General features: G+C 40.7%; 17 protein-coding genes and 1 other RNA gene. All 18 read left to right on the top strand.

The features are described 5' to 3' along the window. Nucleotides 1-127: 127 nt before the first annotated feature. Entirely contained in the window at nucleotides 128-2233 is a 2106-nt protein-coding gene (locus tag KCX82_RS02570) for a polyribonucleotide nucleotidyltransferase (protein ID WP_227016869.1), read from the top strand. 217 nt (nucleotides 2234-2450) lie between these two features. After that, on the top strand, nucleotides 2451-3899 hold the full coding sequence (locus KCX82_RS02565; protein WP_227016868.1) for an MBOAT family O-acyltransferase: 1449 nt from the start codon (nucleotides 2451-2453) through the stop codon (nucleotides 3897-3899). A 22-nt stretch (nucleotides 3900-3921) separates the two neighbouring features. Next, nucleotides 3922-5151, top strand: coding sequence for an alginate O-acetyltransferase AlgX-related protein (locus tag KCX82_RS02560; protein WP_227016867.1), 1230 nt, complete (start codon nucleotides 3922-3924; stop codon nucleotides 5149-5151). 148 nt (nucleotides 5152-5299) lie between these two features. Next, a complete protein-coding gene (locus tag KCX82_RS02555) occupies nucleotides 5300-7693 on the top strand; it encodes an S-layer homology domain-containing protein (protein WP_227016866.1) in 2394 nt (797 codons plus the stop codon). Nucleotides 7694-7813: 120 nt separating this feature from the next. Continuing rightward, the gene (locus KCX82_RS02550; protein WP_227016865.1) at nucleotides 7814-8563 is read left to right on the top strand and encodes a polysaccharide deacetylase family protein; all 750 of its coding nucleotides are present in this window, start codon (nucleotides 7814-7816) and stop codon (nucleotides 8561-8563) included. 45 nt (nucleotides 8564-8608) lie between these two features. After that, nucleotides 8609-9859 (top strand): M16 family metallopeptidase, encoded by a 1251-nt coding sequence (locus KCX82_RS02545; RefSeq protein WP_227016864.1) that lies wholly within the window; start codon nucleotides 8609-8611, stop codon nucleotides 9857-9859. A gap of 43 nt (nucleotides 9860-9902) precedes the next feature. Further along, nucleotides 9903-10331, top strand: a complete 429-nt coding sequence (gene dut / locus KCX82_RS02540) for a dUTP diphosphatase (protein WP_227016863.1) — start codon at nucleotides 9903-9905, stop codon at nucleotides 10329-10331. 122 nt (nucleotides 10332-10453) lie between these two features. Then, nucleotides 10454-11767, top strand: a complete 1314-nt coding sequence (locus KCX82_RS02535) for a catalase (RefSeq protein ID WP_227016862.1) — start codon at nucleotides 10454-10456, stop codon at nucleotides 11765-11767. Between the two features lie 418 nt (nucleotides 11768-12185). Then, nucleotides 12186-12971: a hypothetical protein gene (locus KCX82_RS02530; RefSeq protein ID WP_227016861.1), complete on the top strand. Its 786-nt coding sequence runs from the start codon at nucleotides 12186-12188 to the stop codon at nucleotides 12969-12971. A 232-nt stretch (nucleotides 12972-13203) separates the two neighbouring features. Next, nucleotides 13204-14214, top strand: a complete 1011-nt coding sequence (locus KCX82_RS02525; RefSeq protein WP_227016860.1) for a deoxyguanosinetriphosphate triphosphohydrolase — start codon at nucleotides 13204-13206, stop codon at nucleotides 14212-14214. Nucleotides 14215-14356: 142 nt separating this feature from the next. Next, nucleotides 14357-16129 carry a DNA primase gene (dnaG, locus tag KCX82_RS02520; protein ID WP_227016859.1) on the top strand — a complete coding sequence of 591 codons (1773 nt, stop codon included), beginning with the start codon at nucleotides 14357-14359 and terminating at the stop codon, nucleotides 16127-16129. 22 nt (nucleotides 16130-16151) lie between these two features. Next, on the top strand, nucleotides 16152-17291 hold the full coding sequence (rpoD, locus tag KCX82_RS02515; protein ID WP_227016858.1) for an RNA polymerase sigma factor RpoD: 1140 nt from the start codon (nucleotides 16152-16154) through the stop codon (nucleotides 17289-17291). Nucleotides 17292-17339: 48 nt separating this feature from the next. Further along, nucleotides 17340-18095: a tRNA (adenine(22)-N(1))-methyltransferase gene (locus KCX82_RS02510; RefSeq protein WP_227016857.1), complete on the top strand. Its 756-nt coding sequence runs from the start codon at nucleotides 17340-17342 to the stop codon at nucleotides 18093-18095. Next, entirely contained in the window at nucleotides 18092-18895 is an 804-nt protein-coding gene (locus tag KCX82_RS02505; protein WP_227016856.1) for a Nif3-like dinuclear metal center hexameric protein, read from the top strand. The genes KCX82_RS02510 and KCX82_RS02505 overlap by 4 nt, the downstream gene beginning before the upstream one ends. A gap of 8 nt (nucleotides 18896-18903) precedes the next feature. After that, nucleotides 18904-19253, top strand: an RNA gene (gene rnpB, locus KCX82_RS02500) — RNase P RNA component class A. Nucleotides 19254-19543: 290 nt separating this feature from the next. Beyond that, nucleotides 19544-19696 carry a DUF6132 family protein gene (locus tag KCX82_RS02495; protein ID WP_227016855.1) on the top strand — a complete coding sequence of 51 codons (153 nt, stop codon included), beginning with the start codon at nucleotides 19544-19546 and terminating at the stop codon, nucleotides 19694-19696. An 81-nt stretch (nucleotides 19697-19777) separates the two neighbouring features. Further along, entirely contained in the window at nucleotides 19778-20314 is a 537-nt protein-coding gene (locus tag KCX82_RS02490) for a class I SAM-dependent methyltransferase (RefSeq protein WP_227016854.1), read from the top strand. Beyond that, on the top strand, nucleotides 20301-21236 hold the full coding sequence (gene trxB, locus KCX82_RS02485; protein WP_227016853.1) for a thioredoxin-disulfide reductase: 936 nt from the start codon (nucleotides 20301-20303) through the stop codon (nucleotides 21234-21236). The genes KCX82_RS02490 and trxB overlap by 14 nt, the downstream gene beginning before the upstream one ends. The last annotated feature ends 6 nt before the right edge of the window (nucleotides 21237-21242 follow it).

Genomic DNA, 21242 nt, shown 5'->3' with positions numbered 1-21242 from the left:
TAAAAAGCGGGGGACTTCCCCGCTTTTATTTATCCGGTGGGTTATCAATCGGGTATAACTCTGCATTTGCAGGACAAGATAAGGGTAACTGATTAAATAAGAGGAAATTAACAGGAGGAAGTTGTTAATGAGATTTGAAGACTACAGAATATTTAGAACCGCAGTTGGTGGAAGATTACTGCAACTGGAAATCGGCAAGGTTTGTCAGCTGGCAGGCGGAGCTGTTATGGTGAAATACGGAGACACTGTTGTAAATGTAACAGCAACAGCATCAGCAGAACCCAGAGCAGATATTGACTTTTTTCCACTTAGTGTAGATTATGAAGAAAGAATGTATGCTGCGGGAAAAATCCCCGGGGGATTCATTAAAAGAGAGGGAAGACCTTCCGAGAAGGCGATCTTGAGTTCCCGCTTGATTGACAGACCCATTCGTCCGCTATTTCCAAAAGGATTTTATAATGATGTCCAGGTAGTTGCAACGGTTATGTGCGTTGATCCTGACTGCTCGCCGGAAATCGTCGGAATGATTGGCTCATCTGTAGCTCTTTCCATATCAGATATTCCTTTTGAAGGTCCAACTGCATCTGTACTCATCGGTTTAATAGATGGAAGATTTGTGGTAAATCCTACCCTTGCTGAACGTGAGGTCAGCGACCTTCATTTAGTGGTATCCGGAACGAAGGAAGCGATTATGATGGTTGAAGCAGGTGCCAATGAAGTGCCTGAGGATGTGATTTTGGAAGCCATCATGTTTGCTCATGAGGAAATCAAAAAACTGATTGAGTTTATTGAGGAAGTCGTTGCCGAAGTAGGTAAGCCAAAAAGAGAGGTTGTCTTATATAAGGTTCAGGAAGATATAGAGGCAGCTGTAAAGGAATATGCATCGGCGAAGATGAGGGCTGCAATTCAGACCTATGACAAACAGGAGCGCCTTGACAATATGGATGCGGTAGAAAAAGAAGCGAAAGCGCATTTTGCAGAGATTTATCCTGATAATGCAAAAGACATAGCTGCCGTATTGTATTCTATTACAAAAGAGCAGGTTAGAAGCATGATTCTGGATGACGGAATCAGACCTGACAACAGAAAAAGTACAGAAATCAGACCGATTTGGTGTGAAACAGGAATTCTGCCAAGAACTCACGGTACAGGACTCTTTACCAGAGGACAAACTCAGGTATTATCTGTTACCACAGTGGGTCCAATGGGAGAAGCCCAAACGATCGATGGCATCGGCGAAGAAGTGGAAAAGCGATATATGCATCACTATAACTTTCCTCCTTACAGCGTAGGAGAAGCAAGGCCTATGAGAAGCCCGGGAAGAAGAGAAATCGGACATGGCGCTCTGGCTGAAAGAGCTTTGATCCCTGTATTGCCCAGCATTGAGGAATTCCCGTATGCAATTCGTGTGGTATCCGAAGTATTATCTTCAAACGGCAGTACCTCACAGGCTTCCGTATGCGGCAGTACGCTGTCCCTGATGGATGCCGGGGTACCGATTAAAGCCCCTGTTGCCGGTATTGCTATGGGTCTCATTGAAAGAGTGGAAGAAGACGGTTCAAGCAAGATATCGATCCTTTCAGATATTCAGGGAATGGAAGACTTCCTTGGAGATATGGACTTCAAAGTTGCCGGAACGGCAAAGGGTGTTACGGCAATTCAGATGGATATCAAGGTGCATGGTTTATCAAGGAAGATTTTGCAGGATGCATTGACTCAGGCACATGATGGCAGAATGTTTATCATGGAAAAAATGCTGGAGGAAATTTCCGAGCCTAGAAAAGAGCTTTCACCTTATGCTCCAAGAATTATCTCCATGCAGATCGATCCTGACAAGATCAGAACGGTTATCGGACCTGGAGGTAAGACCATCAATAAAATTATCAGTGAAACCGGTGTTAAAATTGACATCAATGATGAAGGTCTTATCTATATCGCCGCACCTGATATGGAATCAGCGGCGAAGGGTGTGAAAGCCATTGAACTTCTTGTAAAAGAAGTAGAAGTGGGTGAAATTTACGAAGGAAGAGTCACAAGACTGATGAACTTTGGAGCCTTTATTGAAATTCTTCCAGGAAAAGAAGGGCTGCTTCACATTTCCAAGATGGCAAAGGAAAGAGTGGAAAAGGTTGAAGATGTCATGAATATCGGAGATGTCGTGAAAGTAAAAGTAACGGAGATCGACAGTCAGAACAGAATCAATCTTTCCAGAAAAGAGCTTTTGGAAGGCTGAAGATGATTTCCTTCTTCATGAAATCAAATTAAAGGAAATAAAATATTATAAAAATAAAAAAGAAATACCGCATCGATATCCTTCGTACTTTGAAGGGCAACCCTGATGCGGTTCTTTTTGTTCTTTCAAAAGCACAGGATTTATGATACAATATTCGACGGGTTATGAGTGAAAATGACGAATCCGACAAAAACAACAGGCCGAAGGAGATGCTGACATGCTTTTTTCATCTTTAATTTTTATCTCATGTTTTTTGCCGGCAGTATTGGCTGTTTATTATACTTTGTTAAGAAACCGCCGAAAGGCACAGAACGTTTTCTTACTTCTTGCAAGCCTTGGATTTTACGCCTGGGGAGAACCCTGGTTCGTTTTAATCCTGGTAGGCTCCATTATCGGCAATTGGATCTTTGGATTGTGGATCGACCGAAGCAGGGAAAATAAAATGCGGTGCCGATGGATTATTACGTTTATGGCAATATTCAATTTGAGTATTATTTTTGTGTTCAAATATCTCATGTTTACGTTAAACAATATCAATAAGCTCTTTGGAACCGAGTTACCGATTCCTGTGATTATGCTGCCTATCGGTATTTCATTTTTTACCTTTCAAGCCATATCCTACGTGCTGGACGTTTATCGGGGGCATGGGCAGGCTCAGAAAAATCCGTTAAACGTGGGACTCTATATTTCCTTTTTCCCGCAGCTGGTAGCAGGTCCTATTGTAAGGTATGAGACCATTGCGAAACAAATTATGAATCGAAAAGAAACTCTGGAAGGTTTTTCACAGGGTGTCTGCCGTTTCCTTTTCGGCTTTGGGAAAAAAGTATTATTAGCTAATAATTTTGCAATTATTGCAGATAAGGCTTTTTCCTTGCCTGGCGATGAGCTCTCCGTATCCTTTGCATGGCTTGGGGCGATCGCTTATACGTTACAGATTTATTATGATTTTTCCGGATATTCCGACATGGCCATCGGACTTGGCAAGATGTTTGGCTTTGAATTCCTGGAAAACTTCAACTATCCTTATATCTCCAAGTCTATTTCGGAATTCTGGCGAAGATGGCATATTTCTTTGGGAACATGGTTCCGTGACTATGTTTACTTTCCCATGGGAGGAAGCCGTGTTTCCTCAAAATGGAGGATGATATTCAATTTGCTGGTGGTATGGGGCCTTACCGGACTGTGGCATGGCGCAAACTGGACTTTTATCTGCTGGGGGCTCATGTATTTTGTTCTCATTGCAGCAGAAAAGAGCTTTCACTTTGATAGCTTGGGGGAAGGACATATCGGCGCTGCCATTTTGAAAAGAGTCTATACTTTATTTATGGTAATCGTAGGCTGGGTTTTATTTAGAGCAGCCACCATCGGTAATGCCTTCGCATACCTTTCTTCCATGCTTCTCCTCAGCGGAAATCGATTCATGGATGTAAACACTGCCGTATATCTCGCAGAGAATAAATATTTCCTAATTTTTGGTATCCTGTTTTCCATGCCGATCTATCATGTACTGATCAAATGGGCGGAAGCCAGGGTTCATTCCGGAAACAGGCTTGTGAGCGGCATTATAAATACGGTCTATCCACTGGGCCTTATGGTATTGTTTTTAGTAGCCTTATCCTATTTGGTAAAAGGCTCTTACAACCCCTTTATCTATTTTAATTTTTAACGGTAGTCCGGAGGAAGGAAAATTGAAAAATTTAAAAGAAGCTTTTCTATTACATAAGAAAGAAATGATAACGGCTGCAATGTTTCTAATTGTAGTTTTTGTTATGCTTTTCGGTCTCATTGCCTCCTGGAAGGATGTCGGAAGGACTTTCCTAGCGGGTTACCGATCTACGGTACCGCCGCAATCTCCCGTGGTGGAACGGGTGGTAGGAGCCATAGCAAGCCTTGAAAATGCGGTGAATGAAGATACCTTTCAACGTCATAATTTTATAGAACTCTTCGGTTTGACACAGAAGACCATGGGGAAAAATATTGTATCGGATTCCGGTTACGGAGCGCTGTATAAGACTTCTAAAGCGCAAATTACCTATGCTGTAATGAAAAAAGATGTCTCCAACGAACTGGAGCAAATCCGCACCCTAAAATCTCAATTGGATGAAATCGGGATCCCATTGCTTTATATACAAGCACCTTTCAAGCTGCCTGAAAAGGGCAATCAGCTTCCGCCAACTGTCAAAGATTATGCCAATGAAAATGCAGATGATTTCCTGGCAGGTCTTGCAGCATCCGATATCGATTATCTGGATCTGCGGCAGGTCTTCTGGTCCAGTGATCTGGATCAAAATCAGTTGTTTTTTAATACGGATCATCATTGGACCATAGATGGAGCATTTTTAAGTATGGGAACCATCGTGGATAAATTAAACAATGACTATCAATTTCATATCGATGACAGAATTACAAACATAGAGAATTATAACAGAACTACATACGAAGATTTTTATATTGGTTCCATGGGAAGAAGGGTAGGCAAACTATACGGAGGCGTCGATGATTTTACGCTGATTACACCGGACTTTGACACAAGCTATACCCTTTATGAACGGGATTACGGCGGAGAAAAGGTATACGAGGGCTCCTTTGAAGAAGCTGTACTGACAAAGGATTACATCGATCAGGAAGCTCCCTTGGATACGAATCGCTATGCCGTCTATCACGGAGATAACGCAGAACTGGAGTTTATCAATCATAATGTAAACAGTGGAAAAATAATGATGATCAAAGACTCCTTCGGTCTGCCTGTCTATTCTTTTTTATCTCTTGGGGTACAGGAACTCAGAGCGTTGGATGTCCGGCTATATAAAGAATCTGTCTTTGAATATGCAAAGAAGTACAGACCGGAAGTGGTGATCATCCTCTACAATGCCGATTGCTTCGGAAGCACAATGTTTGATTTTGAAGCAAAAAATTAAAACAATCATAGCTGCCGTAACGTACAGACCGTACAGAGGTACATCCATTTGTAACCGAAGTGTAACTTGAAATAGAGGGGATAGGTTGATAGAATAGGACGAGACATAAGAACTGAAGATTATTGAAAAAAGGGGGAAATGGGAAAAAATGACTCACAGGAAAAGCAGAAAGCTGACAGCAGGAATTCTAGCGGGATCCTTATTGGCAGGGACATTTCTAACAGGCTTTACGTATCAGGCCGGAATGGGAAATGTTTATTATCAAACAAAAACTGAGATTTATGAAAACGCCTATTATTCTGAACAATTGGCAGGGCATAGTGCCAACGGCATTGAACGGGCCTATATCGTCACTGCCGATACCCGAAATTCTGATTTGATACCCTATGTTTTTGAAGGAGAAGTAACAGGCAACTATACTATGGATACTATGGTGAGTACTTTGCAAAGCCAAGGCTATAAAGTAGTTGCGGGAATCAACGGAGATCTGTATGATACGGCTACCGGAACACCGAAAGGGCTTACCATTCATGACGGTAAAATCAAAACATCCGGTTATGCGCCTGAGTATGTCATTTCTTTTGATGATGAAGGAGCAGTTTCTCTTGCAAAGGCAAGTTTAGGATATAGCTTAAAAGGTACGATCAATGTGCCTACTACTGTAACAAATCCGGTAGATCCGACACAGGTTCCCAGTACTACGGATGGATCTGTTACCACTCAAGTGGTCAATGTCCCTACAGAATATAATGCGAATATCGGCTTTTTCAATGTACCTCACGGAGGTGCTAAAGCATTGCATTTATTTAATAGGCAATACGCGTCAACTACCAAAACATCAGGAAAGACTGTTGAGGTTATCCTGGAAGCCGGTACGGCAGAAAATGCAGAATTAACCGTTGGAGGCACCATTACGGCCACCGTTGTTGAGGTGAGAACCAATTCCTGCAACACTCCAATCGGACAATCACAACTGGTGCTGTCAACCGTAGCAGATTCAACATGTGCATCCCAGCTTACCCAGCTTATTCCGGGATCTACCGTTGAAATTTCCGTCAATGATTACAGCGGCGGCGCCTTGACAAACAGCAAGGAAGCTCTTGGCGTCTATTATGTTTTATATGACAATGGCCAATATATTTCCAACGGAACCAATATCAATCCAAGAACCATTATTGGCATCAAGCCTGACGGAACCATGATGCTCTATGTATTGGATGGAAGACAGCCGGGATTTTCTGCCGGTTTAGGCCTTACAGATGCGGCCAAGCACCTCGTAAGCCTCGGTTGTACCACCGTAGTGAATATGGATGGAGGTGGTTCCTCTGTAATGTCTGTCAGAGAAGCCGGACTTGAAGCGAAAGCCGCCATGAAGAATTCACCTTCTGGAGGTACTCAAAGAAAAACCACCAATGGACTGCTTCTTGTTTATAAGGATTCCGGAAATGGAAAGGCAGAGCATCTGCATATTTACCCCAGCCAGCCACTGGCTATGCCCGGAGCAGATATTCAGCTAAGCACCTATGCATCCGACAGCCAATATGAACCCGCATCCTTAAGAAATTCCGTCAGTTACAGCATGGAATCCGGTTCTGACGGCAGTGTCAATGCAAGCGGCCTCTTTACCGCCGGCAGCAGTATCGGAACTGCTACGATTCAGGCAGAGAGCGGCGGCATTAGCTCCACGGTAGGTATTGATGTATATGACAATATTACCTTCACTACGAACGTACAAAATTTAGTAATTGATCCCGGGAAGAGTTCCGATATCAATGTAACGGCTAAATATGGATACGCGCCAATTGCCAGCAAGGACAGCCTGTTTACCTGGTCCTGCGATCCGATGATCGGAACCATTGATACTAACGGACTCTTTAAAGCTACCGGACAGACTGGAGTAACCGGAAACATCTATGTGGAATATAAACAATTAAAAACCACCATCCCCGTACAGGTGGGAGCTACCAGCATAGACTTCCTGGACACCAAGAACCATTGGGCAAAGGATTACATTGGTAAGCTTGCTGCCAGGGGAATTGTAAATGGCATGGGCAATAATTACTTCATGCCTGATGAATCACTGACGAGAGCTCAATTTTTGACGATGCTTGCAAAAACTGTTTACGGTCTGGATGTGACAAAATCCACACCTGCCGGATTTGCAGATGTCAACTCCTCTGACTGGTATTATAACTATGTTAACTGGGGCTTTGAAAATGGTATCGTAAAGGGTCTTGATGAGACTGCTTTTGCACCAAATGCCAATATTACAAGAGAGCAAATGGCCATTATGCTGAGTAACTTTACAAACAGCATCGGGTTGGCATTGCCTCAAACGAATGTAGGGGCAACCTTTACGGATTCTGGTCTTATCAGTCCGTGGGCCTCGGAGTCCGTCAGCGTAATCGTTGCTTCGGGAATCATGGGAGGCTATCCGGAAGGGAATTACCTGCCTCAGGGCCAGGCTACCAGAGCGCAGGCGGCTACGGTAATCTATAAATACTGCAACATCAGAGACAATATAGCTATCAATAACAAATAAACGGACCAGATGGCAAGCCCTGATGAAAGGTATAGCCATCAAAATTAAAGAAACAGCAAAATTATAAGATAGAAGATATAATCCGGCACCCTCAAGCATAGATTGTTTGGGGGTGTTTTTATGAAAAAAAAGAAAATCATCATTTATGGTGCTATCATCTTTTTTCTGATCTTCTCCTTTTATCAAATTTTCTCCATTCATTCCTTGATATTTGATAAGGAAGTGTACACAGTCAGTGACTTGATATTGGGAGTCGAAGGAAAAGGAATCGATCAGGAAAATATCATCATAAGAAAAGGCGCTGAAGACAGCAAAAAGCTGACGCTCAGCTGCAATGTGGATTGGGGGGAAGAGGTACTCCCTGATATGCTGAAAATACTCCGGGACAACAACGTTAAAATCACTTTTTTTGTCAGTGGAAGATGGGCAGAAAATAATCCTGAACTGCTGAAGGCTATTGCCGTAGACGGCCATGAAATTCAAAATCATGGGTATGGACACAAGCTCTGTACGCAAATTTCTGTAGATAAGGCAAAAGAAGAAATATTGAAGACAGAAGCGGTTATACTAAATATAACAGGGGTAAAAACAACGGTATTTGCACCGCCTTCCGGGGATTATGACGATACTACGGTGGACTTATGCAAGAGTCTCGGATATAAGATGGCTTTGTGGAGTGCAGATACCATTGACTGGAGAGAAGGTTCAACGGCAAGTGTCATAAAGGAAAGAATCCTGAAGAAACCGTTAAAAGGCGCCATTGTACTTATGCATCCGAAAAGCGAAACTGTAAAAGCTCTGCCGGAGCTGATACAGGAGATTAAGGCCCAGAATATAGAAATTGTACCTCTTTACAGCCTGCCCCTTTAACTATATAATATTTGTATGAAAAACAAAAAGAAAGTGGTAGGCTAAATGATAATAAATAAAACATTAAATTGCGGTATTAGATTAGTAATGGAGGAAATACCTTATGTGAAATCCGTTTCCGTCGGAATCTGGGTAAAAGCAGGATCCGTTGATGAGACCGATAAAAACTCGGGTATTTCCCATTTTATTGAGCATATGCTGTTTAAAGGGACCGATAATAGAAGTGCGAAGCAGATTGCGGAAGATGTGGACAAGATCGGCGGGCAGATAAATGCATTTACTGGTAAGGAAGCCACCTGCTATTATATTAAAACCCTGGCAACTAACATTGATAAGGCAGCCGAAATTCTCATCGACATGTTTATGAATTCCAAATTTGATAAAATTGAGATGGAAAAAGAAAAGAGGGTGGTCTGCGAGGAAATTAAAATGATTGAAGACTCACCTGAGGATGATGCTCATGATATTATCAGTGAGCTGGTATTCAAGGGGAATCCCCTGGCTAAATCCATCATCGGAACCCCAAGCTCTTTAAAAGGAATCACTCAGAATTCCATAAAAAGATACTTGAGCGAAGAATATACCAGAGATAATATCGTTATTTCCATATCCGGAAGTTTTGATCAGAAACAGGTTTGTGAACTGTTTGACAGCAAACTGATGAAGCTGAACCCCGAGAAGGCTGCAAAATCCTATGAACTTACTCAATACCAGCCCAGCTATAAGGTAAAGGTAAAAGATATTGAACAGTCTCATTTATGCATGGGCTTACGTGGACTCAGTATTGATGATGAACGTTATTATGCCCTGGCGCTTCTCAACAATATTATGGGGGGGAGCATGAGTTCCAGACTTTTTCAGAATATCAGAGAGGAAAAAGGACTGGCGTATTCCGTATATTCCATGGCCAGTTCCTTCAGTATCAGCGGATATTTTAATATTTACGCAGGTGTAAGCCATGATAAGGTCAAGGATGCCATTCTAGGAATTAAAGAGGAATTAAGACTTCTGAAGCAGAATGGGGTTACTGCGGAGGAATTGCAGACGGCGAAGGAGCAATTGAAGGGAAATTATATTTTCAGCCTGGAAAATGTAAACGGCAGGATGTTTTCCATCGGAAAGAACATACTTCTGTTAAACAAAGTCTATACTCCGGAAGAAACGATTCAGAACATTGAATCGGTAACCATGGAGGACATTAAGGCGGTCTCCGAACTCATTACTGATGTTGCGAAGTATTCCGGCGTCCTCATCGGCAGAAATAAAATAGATATGAAAAAAGTAATCCAATCCTGATAAAGCAATTTTTTAGTATCAGACATAACAAAAGGAGCAGCAGATGATTGTAAAAATAAAATCAGAAAGCGGAATCCTGCCGGCTTATGAAACCGACGGTTCTGCAGGGATGGATGTGAGAGCCTGCTTGAAGGAGCCTGTCTGCATTATGCCGGGAGATCGATATCTTGTACCTACAGGGATTGCAATTGAATTGCCCCAAGGATATGAAGCGCAGATCAGAGCAAGAAGCGGACTAGCGGTTAAGTACGGCATTGGCCTCGTCAATGGAGTGGGTACCATAGACAGTGATTACCGGGGAGAAATTAAAATCCCGATGATTAATTGGGGGCCAGAACCATTTGAAATAAAAAATGGCGACAGAATCGCTCAAATGGTCATTGCAAAATATGAAAAAATAAAATGGGAGGATACCTCCGAACTTGGTGAGACAACCCGCGGCGATGGAGGCTTCGGCCATACGGGAGTATAACGGGTAAAATAAAATAATCAACAAAAACGGGGACAGACTGATGATAATTTAGTTTGTCTCCGTTTTGACTTTATGGGCACTTGAATCATATACTGTAGTATTAAAATCTAGGAGGTTGATATATGATGAAAAGTGACGAAAGCTCATTGACGGTTGGTTCGGATGGGCCTATATTACTCCAGGATGTTCGTTTGATAGAAAAGCTGACTCGATTTAACAGAGAAAGAATACCGGAGAGAGTCATTCATGCAAAAGGTGCTGGCGCTCACGGTTTTTTTAGAGTATATATGCCAATGAGTGATTATACAAGTGCGGCCTTCCTTCAAAATCCTGACAAGAAGGTTCCTGTTTTCGTGAGATTTTCTACCATGACAGGGTCCAGAGGATCTGCGGATACCGCAAGAGATCCCAGAGGTTTTGCTGTTAAATTTTACACTTCGGAAGGAAATTACGATCTGGTAGCCAGCAGTTTGCCGGTTTTTTTTGTTCGAGATGCCATGAAACTGCCCGAGTTAATTCACTCATTAAAGCCGGCACCGGACACAAATCTGATTCAGGCGGAAAGATTTTGGAAATTTGTATCGGAAAATCCTGAAACGACTCATATGATTACATGGCTGTTCAGCGATAGAGGGACGGTAAAAAGCTACCGCCATATAGAGGGCAATAGCGTTAATACTTACGTTTGGGTGAATAAGAAAGGTAAGAGGCATTTTATCAGATATCATTGGAAACCGTTGCTTGGGTTAAAGGATATTAACAGACAAGAGTCTGAATTCCTGGCTGGATTTGATCCTGACGTAGCCACAAGAGATCTTTATGACTCTATGGAAAGAGGAGAAACTACAGATTTTGAGCTGAGCGTACAGCTGATCCCATATGAGGATCAATATCAATATGATTTTGATATTTTGGATGCCACAAAAATTTGGCCTGAAAGTCAGATTCCCCTGACGAAGGTTGGAAAAATGACGATCAATAAACGACCGGAGAATTTCTTTGAAGAGGTTGAGCAGGCTGCTTTCAGCCCTGCCAATATTGTTCCGGGAATTGAGTTTTCCTTTGACAGACTTCTTCAGGGAAGTATCTTTGCCAGCATCGATTCTCAAAGATATCGATTGGGAGTAGACTATAATCAATTACCTATTAATAAAGCGAAATTTGCGGTTCAAACCGCAGCGGTATCTTCCTACCCTCCAACTTCAGTCATCATTGAGGGCAAGGTGGAACGGAAGGCCGTATCGAATCCTGACAACTTCAGTCAGGCAGGTGAACGGTATCGGTCATTAAATAAAAGGGAACAAGACCACCTAGTGGATAACATAATTGATAATATGCTTTTTGTTGACGGAAGAATACAGGAAAAGGTAGTCAGCTATTTTTTCAAAGCAGACACTGATTTTGGAAACAGGATCTCCAGGGGACTTGACTATTAATAGTCAGGTCCTAAATTTTTACATCAGAGATGGATATAGAATCCTTTAACTGGGATGGATAATTGTTGTAGAATTTTTATGTGAGGTAATATCCTAAAGCCTGTTAACCCTCTTGATTGATATGATAAGAATGTCAGTCAGGAGGTTTTTTATTATTATGATGATTTGGTACTTACCGATGTTGCTGCTAAAACACATTGGGAAGAAAATTTTATAGAAACGGTCACAAAACCTCTCTTTAAAAGGTCTTAATAATAGAGGAAAATTAAATTTAGCAGAGTATTGCATTATAGTATCACTTTGAAAATATTGTATCCCATTTAGACCTTAGTTTTAATATAATACTCTAGCGTAATGACTATATATTCTAATTGTCTTAATTAGAATAAGGGAGCCTTTAGGAATGAGGGATTTTGTAATGAACAGTAATAAAAGATCATTGGTTATATTAATGTCATTGTTCATTCTTAGCTTGTGCTTTGGGATAATGACTGCCTGTTCGAAAGTTTCTTCTGTCGAAGTTCTGACAAAGAAGAAAATAACAGGACATACAGTTGCTGTCTGTAAATTTCCTGATAAAACCATACGTTTAGCACTGAAAACACAAAATGGATATAAGCCTTTCTTCACAATGTACAAAACAGATATTGATATTGTACCAAGGGAAAATATTCAAATTCAAACCGGTTATACTGCTTTGGAACATAATTGTTTTCGTGTAAAATTTTATATGCAGCCTTTTGAACAATACGAATATGAAATGGCCTATTTTTCTTTAGATAAAGAAGGAGAGCCTTTATGCTTAGCAATTTGTAAAAACCAGGTTTATTTAGCTGATCTGGACGGAGATAATGATAGTGAAATTATAACTGTTATAAAGGGTTCAGAGAAAGCGGAATATATGGATACTGTTTTGGTGTATGACTGGCAAAGCGGTAAAGTGGTATTATCTAATGTAAATGAAAGTGCACGTCAAGTAAATAATTTACCTAATGAAGCAATAATTGATATAAACGTAGAACTACCTCAAGGTTATGACGTAGGTTATCCAGATGCGAACATATTCCCTGAAGATGGAGCATATTTAGTGTTTAGATATGATTATTATATTCCACCAGATGGAGCCCACAGAGGTAGTCGTTTATTATTTAAGGATTTGGTTTTTGAACCCTTTAATAACCAAGTGGAAATTTATGGTAAATAAAAAAATTTTAATAGATCAATTCTACAAAAGACTATTGTTTAGTATAATAAATATTCATATATAAAAATTAATAGTGAGGTAAGAATGCTAAAAAAATAACTGAAAAGTAAAATAAGAGTAACTTTTCAGTTTGTTATTTTTTGGATAATAGTGGTATCATTAATTATAATAAGTTATTATGAAAAGTAGTTAATTCAAGTATATTTCAAATTCAGGGGTATAGGTGATTCATATGATATTAAGAGAAGATTTAGAAAAACGTGAATACGAGCAGTTGTCGTCCTTCGCCGCCAAAGCTGCAGAAAGTCGGGGCAGGCAGGTTGAAGAGGAAAAATGTGATGTGCGGACAGATTTCCAGCGGGATCGAGATCGCATTGTTCATTCCAAGGCTCTGCGCAGATTAATGCATAAAACGCAGGTCTTTTTGGCCCCGGAAGGAGATCACTTTCGTACAAGGCTGACACATACCTTGGAGGTTTCCCAAATTGCAAGGACGATATCCAGGGCTCTTGGACTGAATGAAGATTTGACGGAGGCTATCGCCATGGGGCATGATTTGGGACATACGCCCTTCGGTCACAATGGCGAAAGCTTTCTGGATGAAAGACATCCTTCAGGATTTAAGCACAATGTACAAAGCCTGAGGGTTGTTGAGGTTTTGGAGCCACGGGGTGAGAAACGAGGCATGAACCTTACGCTGGAAGTGAGAGATGGTATCCTGAACCATACCGGACCAGGAGTTCCCTTTACCCTGGAAGGTCAGGTGGTAAAAATCAGTGATAGAATTGCCTATATCAATCATGATATCGATGATGCCATTCGCGGAGGCATTATCAAAGAGTCGGATCTGCCGAAGGATTGCCTGGAGATTCTGGGGAGCAGCCATAGGCAGAGAATTAATACGATGATACTGGATCTTGCCGGCCAAAGTGACGGTAAGGATCACATTATCATGAGCGATGAGGTCAGCTTTCATATGAATAAGCTGCGTACCTTTATGTTTGAAAGGGTCTATCACAGCAAAGTGGTCAAAAAGGATGAGGAGCTGGATAAAATTCGGAATATGATCTTCTCTCTTTACCAGTATTTTATGGAACATCCAAATGAGCTTCCTGAGGAAAATAAGGGAATGATCGAGGAATTTGGCATTGATGAAGTGGTAAAGGATTATATAGCAGGAATGACAGATCGGTATGCGCTGAATCTTTTCACCCAGTTATTTGTACCGAAAGGCTGGAAATAGATTGTAAAATACCAAAGTTAGAGAGATTTAAAAAAATTTCAAAATTTTTTATCAGAAAAAAAGGAATAAAAGAAGTTATGTCGAATATGTACTCAGTAAGATACAAATGTGGGGAATAGGGAATTAAAGCGGGGATTAAAAGGTGGGTGCCGGATACAGTGATAACATAGTTGAAGAAATTAAGAGCAGGTGCAACATTGTAGATGTGATAGGCCGCCATGTTTCCCTGAAAAAAGCCGGGAATAATTACAAAGGTGTATGCCCTTTCCACAATGAGAAGACACCTTCTTTTGTTGTTTCCGATGCGAAACAAATTTTTACCTGTTTTGGATGCGGAGCCACAGGCGACGTAATAGAGTTTGTACAGAAATATAACAATTTAGATTTTCACGAGTCAATTGAGAAATTGGCAGGAGAATATGGAATTGAAATAAAGTCAGCAAGCTTTGAAGCGGAAGGGAAAAAGGCAAGCTTTTATGAAATCAACAGAGAAGCTGCTGCGTTCTTCTACCGAAACTTTACAAAGAAAGCCAATCCTGCCTATGATTATATGATAAAGAGAGGCTTGGAACCTGCCACTTTGAAAAAATTTGGTATTGGCTATGCTGATGAAGAATGGGACAGCCTGTTAAACTATTTCTTGGACAAGGGTGTGAAGCCGGAGTTATTACTAGAATTGGGACTAGTTTCAGAGTCTAAGGGCAAGTTTTACGATAAATTCAGAGACCGTGTTATGTTTCCGATTATTAATACCAGAGGAAAAGTCATCGGTTTCGGAGGGAGAACACTGCATGACGGGACACCAAAATATTTGAATTCTCCCGAATCTCCGGTGTTTTCGAAGAAAAATAACTTATATGGTTTAAATTTAACGAGACAGGATATTAATAAGGAGAACTATGCAATTTTAGTAGAGGGATATATGGATGTCATTTCCTTATATCAGCATGGTATCAGGAATGTATCCGCATCGTTAGGTACTGCTTTGACGGAAAATCAAGCAGCAATGTTGAAACGGTATACGGATCATATTGTCTTATCCTATGATGCTGATTCTGCCGGACAGGCTGCTGCGGCCAGGGGCCTTGACATTCTCCATAAGACAGGCTGCAAGGTTAAAGTGCTGCATGTAACCGATGGTAAGGATCCGGATGAATTTATTAAAAAAAATGGAAAAGAGAAATTCCTGAAACTTGTAAATGAGGCAATGCCTTTTGCGGAATATAAAATTCATCTGTTGAAGCAAAGGCTGGATATAGGAACCACAGAGGGAAGTGTGACATTTTTACAGGAGGCGGCACATATTTTAAAAGATGTGAGCCCTGTGGAAGCAGACATCTATATTAAAAAAATTGCAAAAGAAACAAAAATTTCTGAAGGGGCTATAAGACTAGAAATTTATGGCAATAATAATAGCGAACCTATAAGAACTCCGCAAATTGTACATAATTTAGAGAGTGGAAGGAGACATTCTGCGGAAAAAAATGGTCCAGTCAAAACGGTGAGTATGCTTGAAAAGCATTTAATTCGTCTGATGCTGCTGAAAAGCAGCTTTGTCCCAAGAATCAAGCCATATGACTGGGTATTTGTCAATCCGCAGGCATTTACCATATATGAGATGATCTTATCTATTTATAACGACGATGAAGAAATAGACATTAAAAAACTCGAAGACAGTTTAGAACAGGATGAATTAAGAGCTTTGACGGATATATTGGATAACGTTCATTTGGCGGATAAGGAAGAGCAGGTATATCAGGACTGTGTTATCAGGATTGAAGAAGCAAGAATGGCCAAAAGAGAACGGGAAATTATCAAAATATTATCTATTTTAGATGACGAAATCGATAAAGATAAAATTGAAGAGCTAACAAAAGAACTAATGGAAATACAGAAAGCAAAAAAGAGAGGATAAAGATAGAAGGTAGGTGGTTTGCATGAGCTATGAAGAAGGGCATGACGATAAAAAGTTTGAATATGTAAACGAATTATTGGAAAAGGCAAAAAGTAAAGGCTCCATTTCATACAGGGAAATATCGGATTATTTGGAAAATATAGACATGGACAAGGACCAGATGGATGATCTCTATGACTCCCTGATCTCCATGGGTATTGAAATCGTATCAGAAGTAGATCCCGATGATTTTGAAATCATTGCACTGGAGCAGGAGGATCCTGATCTTGCCGTGGACGATATTTCGTTGGATGGCGGAGAAATCGACTTGGAAGCAACTCTTCCAAAGGGAATTGCAGTGGATGATCCCGTCAGAATGTATCTGAAGGAAATCGGTAAGGTTCCGCTGCTGTCAGCAGAAGAGGAAATCGAACTGGCGAAGCTGATGGAAGTTGGAGACGAAGAGGCAAAGAAACGTCTCTGCGAAGCCAATTTACGATTGGTAGTCAGCATAGCAAAAAGATACGTAGGAAGAGGAATGCTCTTTCTGGATTTAATACAAGAAGGTAATTTGGGTTTAATAAAAGCGGTAGACAAATTTGACTGGAGAAAAGGGTACAAATTCAGTACATATGCTACCTGGTGGATAAGACAGGCCATTACCAGATCCATTGCTGATCAGGCAAGAACCATTCGAATCCCGGTGCATATGGTGGAAACGATCAATAAACTCATCCGAATTTCCAGACAATTATTACAGGAGTATGGAAGAGAACCGACTCCGGAAGAAATTGCTGCCGAAATGGATATTTCCGAGGAAAAGGTAAGGGAAATATTAAAGATTGCCCAGGAGCCCGTTTCTTTGGAGACTCCTATAGGAGAAGAAGAGGACAGCCACTTAGGTGACTTTATTCCTGATGATGATGTTCCCGCTCCCGCGGAAGCAGCAGCTTTTTCTATGTTAAAGGAACAGCTTGTTGAAGTGCTTGATACCCTTACCGACAGAGAACAGAAAGTTCTAAAACTGAGATTCGGATTGGATGACGGCAGAGCAAGAACGCTGGAGGAAGTGGGAAGACGCTTTGATGTAACCAGAGAAAGAATCAGGCAGATAGAAGCAAAGGCATTAAGAAAGCTAAGACATCCAAGCAGAAGCAAAAAATTAAAGGATTATCTTGAATAAAAAACTGGCCACCCGCAGTAAACGGGTGGTTTTCTTTGGAGATGAACGATGATTAGACTTTCCCATCGACTGGAAACTATTGCAAACTATATATCAAAGGGTGAGACTGTTGCCGATATCGGTACCGATCATGGATTTTTACCTATTTCATTATGGGAAAGAGGAATCTCTCCCAAGGTAATATTGAGCGACGTGAAAGAAGGCCCGCTGGAAAAAGCAAGAGACAATATACAAAAATATTTCCCGGATAATCCCTTCGATATCAGGCTGGGCAGCGGTTTAAACACAATTGGAATCGGCGAAGTGGATGCAATCGTGATAGCCGGTATGGGAGGGATGTTGATTGCAGATATTTTGGCTGAAGATTTGGAAAAAACAAAGAGCTGTCAGAAGATCATCATGCAGCCTAGAAATGCTCAGGAAAAATTGAGAAACTGGCTGCTTTTTAACAATTTTATAATTTATGACGAAGTGTTGGTACAAGAAGGAAAATACATTTGCGAAATCATAGCGGCAAGACCAGCCGGAGCATCCGGAGCTGACGGCGTAAATGAAGAGAGTTCCTCCTTGAATAAAAAGATGAATCCTCTGGATTTGGAGATAAGTCCCATACTTTTTGATAAAAAAGATCCGTTACTGGTTGAATTTCTTGAAAATAAGATTAGAATAGAAAATAAGATCATAACGGATATTAAAAACGGGGCAGGAAAAAACGAATTAAAGCGTAAAGAAGCTTTGGAAGCCTCGGAAAGCAGGATACAATTGCTGCAGGAATTATTGAAAAGGAGCAAAAGAGAAAAATGAGTATGAATTTAAAGGATCTGGTGGCCGAAATCGAAGAAATCGCACCAAGAGAACTGGAAGAAGAATGGGACAACAGCGGGATGCAGATCAATATGGGAAATAAAGAAGTTAACAAGGTATTGGTTGCCCTGGAAATTACCAAAAGTGTCATAGAAGAAGCAAAAGTAAAAGGAATCGATTTTATTATCACTCATCATCCGTTAATTTTTCAAAAAATTGATGTGATTGACAATAATAGTATTACAGGAAACTATATTATTGATTTGATTAAATTAGGCATTTCGGTATATTCTGCTCATACGACATTTGATGAGGCTTTCGGAGGAAATAATGAATATATGGCGGATTTGATCGGCTTATCCAGAGTTCGCAGGCTGAAAGAAAAGAGACCTTCTTCAAAGGAACCTCTGATTGGAAGAATGGGAAATTTCAGAGAACCTTGTACTCTTTTAGAGGCAGGAAAAATGATTGAAGAAGCACTGGGAATTGCCGGGGAAATGAAAATGGTCGGTGATCCCAATAAAATAATAAAAACAGTCGGCCTTTGTACCGGTGCAGGAGGGGCAGCCATGGAAGCTGCAATCTGGAACGGCTGTGATCTGTTCATTACCGGTGATATTCGTCATCATGAGGCACAGATTGCCAGAGAATCGGGACTTTGTCTTATTGATGCAGGCCATTATGGAACAGAACGAATTTTTGCCGAAAATTTTGCTTTTAAATTAAAGAAAAATGTTGGTTCTAAAATCGAAATTTACCAGTCAGAAATTAATTCAAATCCATTTAAAACTATGTTATAATAAAAAAGTGAGTAAGCCAGACAGTCGCGTGCATCGAATGATACACGAGGAAAGTCCGAGCTCCATAGGGCAAGGGTGCCAGATAACGTCTGGTGAAGGTGACTTTAAGGAAAGTGCAACAGAAACATACCGCCGATCAGCATTTGCTGAGGTAAGGTTGAAATGGTGAGGTAAGAGCTCACCGGCAGCATGGTAACATGCTGGCCGTGTAAACCCCACCCGGAGCAAGACCAAGTAGGGCGTAAAAGGCGGCTGCCCGTCGCTGCCCGGTAGGTAGGTCGCTTGAGCGTACTGGCGACAGTACGCCTAGATAGATGATTGTCAAATACAGAACTCGGCTTATAGACTTGCTCACACTACATAAGTCTCGGAAACGTTAAAAAATAAACGTTTTCAAGCATGGAGCCTTCTAAAGCAGAACACGTCTTTTTGCAAAATGCATAGACTTGTTTTGTTAAAGGAGGTTTTTTTAATGCAAAAAATCAAGAATTTACTTACTATGAAGATGCATGGCTGGACATCACAGCTTGGTTCCGGCCATACTTAAAGCAGCTCAGACTCCTGACTTTGGTGATGAAATCACAGTCGAAGAATAAGATTCGGTGTATTATATAAATTAAATATTTGTATTAAGTTAGGAGAAAGGCAATGATAAGAATGATAATTGGAGCAACTGTTGGAGGCTTGTTAGGTTTTCTATATTATAAATTTGTTGGATGCGCATCAGGCACTTGTCCTATCACATCGAAACCTTTAAACTCAATTATGTATGGAGCAGTAATGGGCTTATTGATTAGTTGACTGTATCATGAAATTCGATCTGAAATAGGAAGGTATAGAATGAGACATTCGAAACAGATGAAACTGGAAAACCAGATAAGAGTGAAAGAACTGGATCCACTCGGAACTTTAAAAAGAATCAATACAGATTCAAATGATGCTATCTGTGATGTTGGTGCAGGGAGCGGTATTTTTACTATACCGGCTGCCCAATTAACCAGCAATCGGGTATATGCACTTGAAACGGATCACGAGATGCTGGAAGTCATTAAAGAGAAGGCTAAAATTGAGAGACTGACAAATATTGATCTTATTCCAGTGGAAGGCGATAATATTCAAATAAATGATAAGACGGTCAATCTGGTGTTATTAGTAACCGTATTGCATGAGATAGAGAATAAATCCGTTTTTTTAAATGAAATGAAACGAATTTTAAAAACAGACGGAAGAATCATGCTGATTGAATTCTATAAACATGAAACTCCGTTTGGACCGCCTGTATCGCATAGAATTTCAAGGGAAGAAGTTATAAAAGTAATGGCTGAAAAGGGATTCTTGAACTCGAAAGAATTTGCCTTAGGAGATAATTTCTATTGTATGGTTTTTGAGAATGGAGCAAACAAAAATGAAAATATTTGACTTAATTATAATCGGAGCAGGGCCAGCTGGCCTGTCAGCTGGCATTTACGCTGGAAGAGCGATGCTGGACACATTAATTATAGAGAAAGACTTAGAGGGTGGTCAGATTCTGCAGACATCTGAGATTGAAAACTATCCGGGTTCACTTGATATTGAAAGCGGCCCGACACTAATTGACAGAATGGTTGAGCAAGTTAAAAAGTTTGGTGTCAATAAAGTTACAGATACTGTAGTTGACGTTTCTCTTGATGGAGAAATAAAAGTTATAAAGTGCGAGAAAGAAACCTATCATGCAAAGACAATCATCATAGCCGGAGGAGCAGCCGCTGTTCCGATTGGAGTTGAAGGGGAGGATAAGTTCAGAGGCAGAGGCCTCTCTTATTGTGCTACCTGCGATGGACCTTTTTTCAGGAATTTGAATGTTTATGTAGTTGGAGGCGGTGATTCCGCAGTTCAGGAAGCCATATATCTCACACGATTTGCTAAAAAAGTCACGATCATTCATAGACGTCAAGAGCTTAGGGCTGCCAAATCACTTCAAGAGAAGGCTTTTAAAAATGAAAAAATCGATTTTATTTTGGATACCGTTTTAAAAAAGATTACCGGAGGTGATGTTATTGAAGGAATGATTCTTGAAAATATAAAGAATGGAAATATTACAGAGATAAAGGCAGATCCAGACGATGGAACTTTCGGAGTGTTTGGATTTGTTGGGTATAAACCCAAATCAGATCTATATACGGGGAAACTCAGCACAGAGAATGGATATATCATTACAGACGAAGATATGCGCACGAATATTCCTGGCGTTTTTGCTGTTGGTGATATTCGGAAGAAGAGCTTGAGGCAAGTCGTAACAGCAGTTGCGGATGGTGCGATTGCAGCGGTTCAGACTGAAAAATATCTTGAGGAAATGGCTTGAAAAGAT

The sequence above is a fragment of the Sinanaerobacter chloroacetimidivorans genome, assembly GCF_018128545.1.
Taxonomy (GTDB): Bacteria; Bacillota; Clostridia; order Peptostreptococcales; family Anaerovoracaceae; genus Sinanaerobacter; species Sinanaerobacter chloroacetimidivorans.
This window is presented reverse-complemented; position numbering and strand designations above follow the sequence as displayed.

Excerpts from the sequence above, each read along its gene's own strand:
- dut (WP_227016863.1), top strand. The coding sequence starts at position 9,903 with ATGATTGTAAAAATAAAATCAGAAAGCGGAATCCTGCCGGCTTATGAA.
- rpoD (WP_227016858.1), top strand. The coding sequence starts at position 16,152 with ATGAGCTATGAAGAAGGGCATGACGATAAAAAGTTTGAATATGTAAAC.
- KCX82_RS02525 (WP_227016860.1), top strand. The coding sequence starts at position 13,204 with ATGATATTAAGAGAAGATTTAGAAAAACGTGAATACGAGCAGTTGTCG.
- KCX82_RS02545 (WP_227016864.1), top strand. The coding sequence starts at position 8,609 with ATGATAATAAATAAAACATTAAATTGCGGTATTAGATTAGTAATGGAG.
- trxB (WP_227016853.1), top strand. The coding sequence starts at position 20,301 with ATGAAAATATTTGACTTAATTATAATCGGAGCAGGGCCAGCTGGCCTG.
- KCX82_RS02510 (WP_227016857.1), top strand. The coding sequence starts at position 17,340 with ATGATTAGACTTTCCCATCGACTGGAAACTATTGCAAACTATATATCA.
- KCX82_RS02570 (WP_227016869.1), top strand. The coding sequence starts at position 128 with ATGAGATTTGAAGACTACAGAATATTTAGAACCGCAGTTGGTGGAAGA.
- KCX82_RS02505 (WP_227016856.1), top strand. The coding sequence starts at position 18,092 with ATGAGTATGAATTTAAAGGATCTGGTGGCCGAAATCGAAGAAATCGCA.
- KCX82_RS02495 (WP_227016855.1), top strand. The coding sequence starts at position 19,544 with ATGATAAGAATGATAATTGGAGCAACTGTTGGAGGCTTGTTAGGTTTT.
- KCX82_RS02550 (WP_227016865.1), top strand. The coding sequence starts at position 7,814 with ATGAAAAAAAAGAAAATCATCATTTATGGTGCTATCATCTTTTTTCTG.
- KCX82_RS02565 (WP_227016868.1), top strand. The coding sequence starts at position 2,451 with ATGCTTTTTTCATCTTTAATTTTTATCTCATGTTTTTTGCCGGCAGTA.
- KCX82_RS02535 (WP_227016862.1), top strand. The coding sequence starts at position 10,454 with ATGATGAAAAGTGACGAAAGCTCATTGACGGTTGGTTCGGATGGGCCT.
- KCX82_RS02530 (WP_227016861.1), top strand. The coding sequence starts at position 12,186 with ATGAACAGTAATAAAAGATCATTGGTTATATTAATGTCATTGTTCATT.
- KCX82_RS02555 (WP_227016866.1), top strand. The coding sequence starts at position 5,300 with ATGACTCACAGGAAAAGCAGAAAGCTGACAGCAGGAATTCTAGCGGGA.